The following is an 8,799-nucleotide window of genomic DNA, read 5'->3' as shown; positions in this document are numbered from 1 at the left end:
ATTTTGAGAAGGTGCTCATCGCAAACAGGGGCGAGATCGCCATCAGGGCGATGCGTGGTTGCCGCGAACTCGGGATCGAGACGGTCGCGATCTACTCGGCCCCCGACAAGAACGCCCTCCATGTGAAGTATGCGGACGAGGCCTTCTTCGTCGGCGAGGCCCCGCCGCAGAAGAGTTACCTGAACATGGAGAGGATCGTCGAGATTGCCAAGATGTCGGGCGCCGAGGCGGTCCACCCGGGCTACGGGTTCCTTGCCGAGAACGCGAAGTTTGCGAAACTCGTCGAGGAGGAGGGCCTCACCTACATCGGCCCGTCCTGGAAGACCATCGAGATGATGGGCTCGAAGATCGAGAGCAAGCAGACGATGAAGGCGGCGGGCGTGCCTGTGCTGCCCGGCACGCCGGGCGGGATCACGAGTCTCGACGAGGCGGCGAAGGTCGCGGAGGAGATCGGGTACCCGGTGATCGTGAAGGCGAGCGCGGGCGGCGGCGGTATCGGCATGCATGTCGTCAATTCGCCGGCAGAACTGGAGGAGGCGATCAAGGGGAGCATGAAGATCGCGGAGTCGGCCTTCGGCGACCCGACGGTCTTCATCGAGAAGTACCTGACGAAGCCCCGCCACATCGAGTTCCAGGTGCTCGCGGACAGGTACGGGAAGACTCTCCACCTCTACGACCGCGAGTGCTCGATCCAGCGCCGCCACCAGAAACTGGTGGAGGAGGCGCCCTGTCCGATCATGACGGACGACCTGCGGGAGAGGATGGCGGCCTCGGCGGTGACTGTCGCAAAGACGTCTCATTACAAGAACGCGGGCACGGTGGAGTTCCTCTATTCTGACGGGAACTACTATTTCATGGAGATGAACACCCGTCTCCAGGTGGAGCACACGATCACCGAGATGATCACGGGCATCGATATCGTGAAGCAGCAGATCGCCATCGCCGCCGGGCAGGACATCCCCTTCGACCAGGAGGATGTCTCGATCCGGGGGCACGCGATCGAGTGCCGGATCAATGCCGAGGACCCGCTGAACAACTTCCAGGCAGACCCGGGCAAGATTGTCCGGTACCGCTCGCCGGGCGGTCCGGGGATCAGGGTGGACTCAGGCATCCACATGGGCTACACGATCCCGCCGAACTACGACTCGATGATCTCGAAGCTCTGCGCCCACGGGCAGACGAGGATGGAGGCGATCGAGAGGATGCGCCGGGCGATCTACGAGTATGTCATCCTCGGGGTGAAGACGACGCTGCCCCTCCACCACGCGATCATGCACAATCGGGAGTTCGTGCTCGGGAACACGCACACCCACTTCCTCCAGGAGGAGCATATCGCCCAGAGTCTCCGGCGGTACCTGCGCGAGGAGGAGACCCGCATGCAGACCCTCGCCGACTCTCTCCGCCAGGGGAAGGAGACGGCGGCGATCTCCGCCGCGGTCAACGTCTACATCAACAAGATGAGGCGCTGAACCCCCCTCCCCACAATAACCTTTATTAATCCATCCGTCCTTGTTATAATGCACTTAGGTGCAAACACTCGTGCTGCGGTGGCCTAGTTGGTTAGGGCGCCAGACTCATAGGGTTTTGAGCAACACGGAGCGCCCAGATCTGAGATATCTGGAGGTCGGGGGTTCGGATCCCCCTCGCAGCATTTTGAAGTCAATTCTGGATCTTCACACGGTTTTTCTCGTTGAGTTGTTCTGATTTTGGAATTGTTGTTTCCGGGATCATTTCTGGTGGCGATCAGTTCCGAGTGCCTATGCGGGGAGGGTAGGGGGTACACGTTTCTCCTCAGGGAACCAGAAAGGCACATCGACTTGAACATGAGGATTTACCATGAAAACCACTGAGGTGGTTTTCAAATACCATGAAAACTACCGAGGTGGTTTTCAAAGAACTGCTTGAAACTTCGTTTCATGAGCGATTCAACAAAAACCTTATTCTCCTAATTATATCTCAAAAATGTCATTATTTTCCCCTGATTGCTTTCGATCTGCTTTTAGGTGGGAAGATCGACATCTTGACAGATATCAGGTGGATATAATCGATGGATCCAGACGAACAGAACACTCTTTCACTTTCAGAACTGGAATCATGGCTCTTTGAGGCCGCGAACATCCTCCGCGGCCCGATCGACGCGGCTGATTTCAAGACCTACATCTTCCCCCTCCTCTTCCTGAAGCGGATCTGCGATGTGTACGACGAAGAGTATGATGCCGCCCTTGAAGAAGCCCATGAAAATATCGAGGAGGCGGAGTACAGGGAGAATTTTCGTTTCCTGATCCCCACAGGCTGCCACTGGAAGACTATCAGGGGACAGAGCGAGGATATCGGGAAGGCGATCCAGGACGCGATGCGGTGTATCGAGCACGCAAACGAGAGGACGCTCAGCCAGATCTTCGGGGATGTGCAGTGGTCGAACAAGGAGCGCCTCCCCGACGCCCTGCTCAAGGACCTGATCGAACACTTCTCGGAGAAAAACCTCTCGAACGCCTCTGTGGAGCCCGACATCGCCGGGCGGGCCTACGAGTATCTCATCAAGAAGTTTGCGGACGAGTCGAATAAGGCGGCCGGCGAGTTCTACACGCCGAGGATGGTCATCAGGTTGATGATGCGGATCCTCAAGCCGCAGGAGAGGGAGAACATCTATGATCCGGCGGTGGGGACGGCCGGGATGCTGCTGGAGGCTCTTTCCTATGTGCAGGAGCACGGGGGCGACATCAACCTCCTCCACCTCTACGGGCAGGAGAAGAATATGACCACCTCCTCGATCGCCCGGATGAACCTGATCCTGCACGGCCGTGAGGATTTCCAGATCGTGCGGGGGGACACGCTCCGGAACCCGGCGTTTGTGGAGCAGGACCGTCTGCAGACCTTCGACTGCGTGGTGGCAAACCCGCCCTTCTCCCTGAAGAAGTGGGGGGAGGAGGTCTGGGAGCACGATCCCTTTGGCCGGAATTTTGCCGGGATGCCGCCCCAGAGTTATGGCGATTTCGCCTGGGTCCAGCACATGATCGCCTCGATGGCGAAGCCGAACGGACGGATGGCGATTGTGCTGCCGCAGGGTGCGCTCTTCAGGAAAGGGGCCGAGGGGCGGATCAGAAAGGCGCTCCTGGAGATGGACCTGCTGGAGGGGGTGATCGGTCTTGGGCCGAACCTCTTCTACGGGACAACGCTTGCAGCCTGCATTCTGGTCTTCAGGTGGCAGAAGGAGGAACGTCTCCGGGGCCGGGTGCTCTTCATTGATGCCTCGGGGGAGTACCAGAAGGGGCGGAATCAGAACCACCTCTGTCCCGAGCATGTGGACCGGATCTATGCGTGGTACGAGGGATGTCAGGACGTGCCGGGTGCGGTGCGGGTGGCGACGCTCGACGAGATCAGGGGGGAGGACCATAACCTGAACATCTCGCTCTATGTTGAGCCTGTGGTCGAGGAGGACCCGATGACGGCCGAAGAGGGGCTGGAGCGGGTGAAGGATGCGGCAGAGGCGTGTGTCGAGGCCGAGGAGCGTTTGAAGAGGTTGCTTGCCGAGGAAGGGGTGGTCTGAATGGTGCCCGAACCGATCACGCAGGCCGAACTGGAGAAGTATCTCTGGGGGGCGGCGGTGCTGCTCAGGGGCTATATCGATGCGAGCGACTACAAGCAGTACATCTTCCCGTTGCTCTACTTCAAGCGGATCTGCGACTGTTACGACGAGGAGACGGAGCGGGCGCTGGCGGCGTGCGGCGAGGTCTTCCCTGAGGACCACCGCTTTGTGGTGCCTGAGGGGGCACACTGGCATGATGTCCGGGCGGTGACCGAGGACGTGGGGATGGCGCTCCAGGAGGCGATGCACCGGATCGAGGACGCGAACAGGGAGACGCTTGCCGGGATCTTCGGGGATACGTCGTGGACGAACAAGGACTTCCTCTCCGACGCGACGCTCCGCGACCTGGTGGAGCATTTTTCGTCCGAGACGCTCTCCCTCGCCCATGTGCCGCAGGATGAACTGGGGCAGGGCTATGAGTTTCTGATCAAGAAGTTTGCTGACGACTCGGGACATACGGCGGCGGAGTTCTACACGAACCGGACGCTTGTGCGGTTGATGACGCAGATGCTCGACCCGCAGGAGGGGGAGTCGGTGTACGATCCTACCTGCGGGAGCGCGGGGATGCTGCTTGTCGCCGCCCTCCAGGTGCGGGAGCAGGGGAAGGAGTACCGGAGTCTGCGCCTCTTCGGGCAGGAGATCAACCTGATCACGTCGTCGATCGGGCGGATGAACCTCCTGCTCCACGGGATCGAGGACTGCACGATTGTGCGGGGCGACACCCTTGCAGAACCGGCGTTTGTGGAACAGGACCGTCTGAAGACGTTCGACTGTATTCTTGCCAATCCGCCGTACTCGATCTCGCGCTGGGACAGGGAGGCGTTTTCGAGCGATCCCTGGGGCCGGAACCTCTTCGGGGTGCCGCCGCAGGGGCGTGCGGACTACGCCTTTTTCCAGCATATCATCAGGAGCATGGACCCGGCGACAGGGCGGTGTGCGATCCTCTTCCCGCATGGGGTGCTCTTCCGAGATGCGGAGAGGGAGATGCGTCGTCGGATCGTGGAGGCCGACCTGATCGAGTGTGTGCTGGGCCTCGGGCCGAACCTCTTCTACAACTCGCCGATGGAGGCGTGCGTGATCGTCTGCCGGATGCAGAAACCGCCTGCACGACGCGGGCGGGTCCTCTTCATCAACGCGGTGGACGAGGTGACCCACGAGAAGGCGCAGAGTTTCCTGGAGCCACGGCATATCGAGAAGATCCTGGCGGCCTACCTGAGCGACGAGGATGTCGAGGGATTTTCCCGCTCTGTGCCGGTCGAGGAGATCCTGGCGAAGGACGCGAACCTGAGCATTCCCCGGTATATCGCCCGGTGCGATGACGGGGCGGTGACGCCGACGTTTGCAGGGGTGTACGAGGAGTGGACCGAGTATGCGACGGAGAAGAGCGACGCGATGGAAGAGCTGCGTGCAGTGCTGAAGGAGGTGGGGCTGGATGGGTGATGCAACGGACCTCCCGGCAGGGTGGAGGATGGCCTCGTTTGGGGAGGTTGCCAGGAATGTCAATGACAATGAGAAAGAACCTCTGAAGCACGGGATCACGCGGGTAGTCGGGCTTGAACACCTCGATCCCTGTTCGCTCAGAATTACGCGCTGGGATGAGATTACCGATGGGACCTCATTCACCCGGAAATTTTCAAGGGGGCAGGTACTCTTCGGGAAGAGGCGTGCCTACCAGCGGAAGGCGGCGCTGGCAGAGTTCGACGGTATCTGCTCCAGCGACATCCTCGTCTTCGAGGCAAAGTCGGATGTGTTAGTCCCCGAACTCCTGCCCTTCGTCGTGCAGGACGACCGCTTCTTCGAGCATGCCATCAACACCTCTTCGGGGTCGCTCTCCCCCCGCACCAAATGGAAAGACCTCGCCGCCTACACCTTCCCCCTCCCTCCCATCGAGGAGCAGCGCCGCATTGCGGAGGTGCTCTGGGCGGCGGAGGACGTGATCGTGAAAGACGAGGCGCTCCTCGCCGAGGCCGAGCACTATAAGCAGGTGATGATGCGGGAGTTGTTCTCGAAGGGGATCGGGCATGAGGAGTTTCGGGAGGTGAAAAAGGTTGGCGTGGTGCCGAAAGAGTGGAGAATTTGCACCCTGAATAGAGTAGCCCAATCATTCAAGAACGGGATATATAAGAAAGACAAATATTATGGTACCGGATACCCATCAGTGAGGATGTATAATATTCAAAATGGAATGATCAACATAAACGGTGCTCCACTTTTAGATGTCACAAAAGAGGAGTTAGATGATTATGGTTTAAAATGTGGCGATATATTAATTAATCGAGTAAATAGTATCGATCTCATAGGCAAAGCGGGGATTGTACCCAATGGACTTGGACCAATAACATATGAGAGTAAAAATATAAGGGTTCGGTTAGATTTAAACAAAGTCTACCCATCATTTGTTGGATATTTCACTCAAACAGATAGATATTTTAGTCAGATAATGATGAGAGTAAAATCAGCAATTGGACAAGCCACAATAAATCAAAATGATCTGAACCACTTGCTTGTTCCTCTCCCCCCGCTCCCCGAACAACGCCAGATCGCCTCCATCCTCTCAGCCATCGACGACACCATCGCCGCCGCCCGTGCAAGCGTCGAGGCCTCGAAGGCGCTGAAGATGCGGTTGATCAATCAGGTGCTCTCGCCCGACGGGGAGACGACGTGATCGACGAGAACATCCTCTCTTTTTCGTACCCCTCTTTTCCCAACCTGCGACCCTGATTAGGACCAATCGGTATCTTTATCCCTGATGCCACAGGATATCAGGTCAAGAAAGAAGGACCTATTACCATCTTCCGAACAAGTGTATACGGGAGCGTGAATATCTATGAATGATTATCGGAACCCACCCATCGTCGAAGCAGTCTGTGAGTTCCGGTTTTCGTCCGATACGCCGTGGGACAACGACCTCCCCGACCGCTTCTACGACGCCGTCAGAGATCATTTCCCGATCCGCGAGTCCAGAAAGGGACAGAGCCTGGAGATCAAGACAAACACCACCGGCATCGAGGGGCACAGGGTGGAGACGATCGATATACAGGTCTTCCTCGCGAAAGACCGCAAGATGCTCGTCCAGCTCGGCCCACGGGGACTCTCCATCCACTGCCTCAGGCCCTATCCCTCGTGGGAGGTGTTCAGGCCGATGATCCGCCAGGCCTACGAGGCCATCGCCTCCCTCACCGGGGGCATCAGAGGGTTCGACCGCATCGGCCTCCTCTATATCGACAAGATCGAGATCCCGGGAGAGAGAATCAGGCTCGAAGACTACTTCACCTTCTATCCCCATCTTGGTGAAGGACTTCCACAGGAGGTCGAGAACTTCATGGTCGGGTGCGACTTCACCTACAAAGACCGGGACATCTGCCGGCTGAAGTTGACGCAGGCGATGCCGGAGAAACAGAACACCCTGGCCTACCTCCTCACCACCGACTACTTCCTCGCACGGAAAGACGCCGTGAAACCCGACGACGCATACGCATGGGTGGAAGAGGCGCACACCGAGGTGAAGGCCCTCTTCAAAGGCTGCATTACGAAAAAGCTGGAAGAGATCTTTGATCAGGAGGAGTGAATGAAAGCATATCTCTCGGGCTATCCTTTCGAGTCCCCGAAGAAGGTCTGGTACTTTGCCGACCTCCCTGAAGAAAAAGAGTCAGAGGATTCGTGGATAACGAAACTCAGGAACCTCATCATCCGCCTCTTCAGCGACACCTATGCCTATTATCAGGATCCCTATACCGAAGATGCCCTGGGGGAAAGTGCGAGCCTCTCATATACGGTCGAACAGTCCCTCCTCACAATCCTGGATCTTGTGGATATCGAGATCGCACACCGGGCAGATGTCCTTGAGTATATTCTCCAGAATCCCGGCCTCGACCTGGTTACGATGTACGCCTGCCTCCTCACAAAAGATGAATTCAGGCACGACGCAACCGTCACCCTCGACCTCTACCAGGACCCAGAAAGCGACGACCGCTACCTGACCATCTATGTCAGGCAGAAGGAGTACGACGCCGATATCCTCGCAAGAATGGATAGGATTTGCGACGAATACGAACCCGCCCTCAGGGGCCAGTCTGGATGGCTCCTCCTGACCACCGATTACAGGTCCCCCACATCATAAACATGATTTTTTCCTGGTCGCAGTTCGTTGAGATTGCCGAATATCTCAAAAAGCAGGCTGATGCCCACCAGATCCCGCAGGAGGCCGCATACCGCTGTTCAGTGAGCAGAGCGTACTACGGCGCCTACCGCCATGCCCAGAACTACGCGAAGGACACCTGGGGATACGTGCCGGAAACAGACGGCACCGACCATTGGCGGTTGAGAGAGTGGTTTGAAGACAAAAACATGACGCCGATCTCCCGTCGCCTCAGTCGTCTTCACCAGTGGCGGAAAGATTGTGATTATAACGAACCCTTCCAGAAAATAGTCAATTTATCCAGTTGCGTGCGCGATTCAATTTCTGAGGCTCGTCAGATAATTAATGCCCTCAAATGATCCCCAGAAAGAACCATATCGAAAATACAATAACCCTGCGCTTCTATTCTCTCTATCAATTGCCTTTCGAGCAATATTTTATTCATCGAGATGACCTCCCATGAGTTTTGACGAAGCAAACACCGTCCGCGACGGCCTCCGGGACCACCTGAAGCAGAATGGGTGGACATACATCCCCGCCACCACTCTTCCCCGCACAGAGGGAGACGTGCTGGTCGAACCCTACCTCAAAACCGCTCTCATCAGGCTCAACCCCGAGATCGCCCGCCAGCCCGACCGGGCTGACGAGGTCATCTACCGTCTCAGGGCCATCCTCCTCGCCGTGCAGGGCGAGGGACTCGTAAGGGCCAACGAGCGCTTCGCCGAGATCATCTGCGGCGGCCTCTCCATGCCCTTCGGCGAGAACTACCGCTATGTCCCGGTGAAGATCATCGACTTCGCTCACCCGGCCAACAACCACTTCGTCACCACCACAGAATACTCCTATACCGGCGCCGTCACCAGACGGGCCGACAACGTCCTCCTCGTCAACGGCATCCCGCTCGTCATCGGCGAATGCAAAACCCCGGTCCGCCCGGCGATCAGCTGGATCGACGCCGCCGAACAGATACATGACGACTACGAGGTGAACGTCCCGGCACTCTTCGTCCCGGGCATCTTCTCTTTCGCCACCGAAGGCAAGAAATTCTATTACGGCGCCGTCCGTGCCCCCCTTG

The 8,799-nt window shown here is 57.7% G+C and carries 8 protein-coding genes and 1 tRNA gene; all 9 read left to right on the top strand.

From position 1 onward, the window contains the following. The coding region (locus Q0520_RS07655; RefSeq protein WP_298668419.1) for an acetyl-CoA carboxylase biotin carboxylase subunit at positions 1-1,469 on the top strand (1,469 nt) is incomplete at its 5' end. A 72-nt stretch (positions 1,470-1,541) separates the two neighbouring features. After that, positions 1,542-1,651 (top strand) — tRNA-Met (locus Q0520_RS07650). Between the two features lie 396 nt (positions 1,652-2,047). Continuing rightward, positions 2,048-3,547 (top strand): class I SAM-dependent DNA methyltransferase, encoded by a 1,500-nt coding sequence (locus Q0520_RS07645; protein WP_298668416.1) that lies wholly within the window; start codon positions 2,048-2,050, stop codon positions 3,545-3,547. Continuing rightward, entirely contained in the window at positions 3,548-5,026 is a 1,479-nt protein-coding gene (locus Q0520_RS07640; RefSeq protein ID WP_298668413.1) for a class I SAM-dependent DNA methyltransferase, read from the top strand. Then, the gene (locus Q0520_RS07635) at positions 5,019-6,251 is read left to right on the top strand and encodes a restriction endonuclease subunit S (RefSeq protein WP_298668410.1); all 1,233 of its coding nucleotides are present in this window, start codon (positions 5,019-5,021) and stop codon (positions 6,249-6,251) included. The genes Q0520_RS07640 and Q0520_RS07635 overlap by 8 nt, the downstream gene beginning before the upstream one ends. Before the next feature lie 162 nt (positions 6,252-6,413). Then, entirely contained in the window at positions 6,414-7,154 is a 741-nt protein-coding gene (locus tag Q0520_RS07630; protein WP_298668406.1) for a TIGR04255 family protein, read from the top strand. After that, positions 7,155-7,706, top strand: a complete 552-nt coding sequence (locus Q0520_RS07625) for a hypothetical protein (protein ID WP_298668403.1) — start codon at positions 7,155-7,157, stop codon at positions 7,704-7,706. A gap of 2 nt (positions 7,707-7,708) precedes the next feature. After that, the gene (locus Q0520_RS07620) at positions 7,709-8,083 is read left to right on the top strand and encodes a hypothetical protein (RefSeq protein ID WP_298668400.1); all 375 of its coding nucleotides are present in this window, start codon (positions 7,709-7,711) and stop codon (positions 8,081-8,083) included. Positions 8,084-8,183: 100 nt separating this feature from the next. Continuing rightward, positions 8,184-8,799: type I restriction endonuclease (locus Q0520_RS07615; RefSeq protein WP_298668397.1), on the top strand; the 616-nt coding region annotated here is incomplete at its 3' end.

It is taken from the genome of uncultured Methanofollis sp., from assembly GCF_937919355.1.
Classification (GTDB): domain Archaea; phylum Halobacteriota; class Methanomicrobia; order Methanomicrobiales; family Methanofollaceae; genus Methanofollis.
This window is presented reverse-complemented; position numbering and strand designations above follow the sequence as displayed.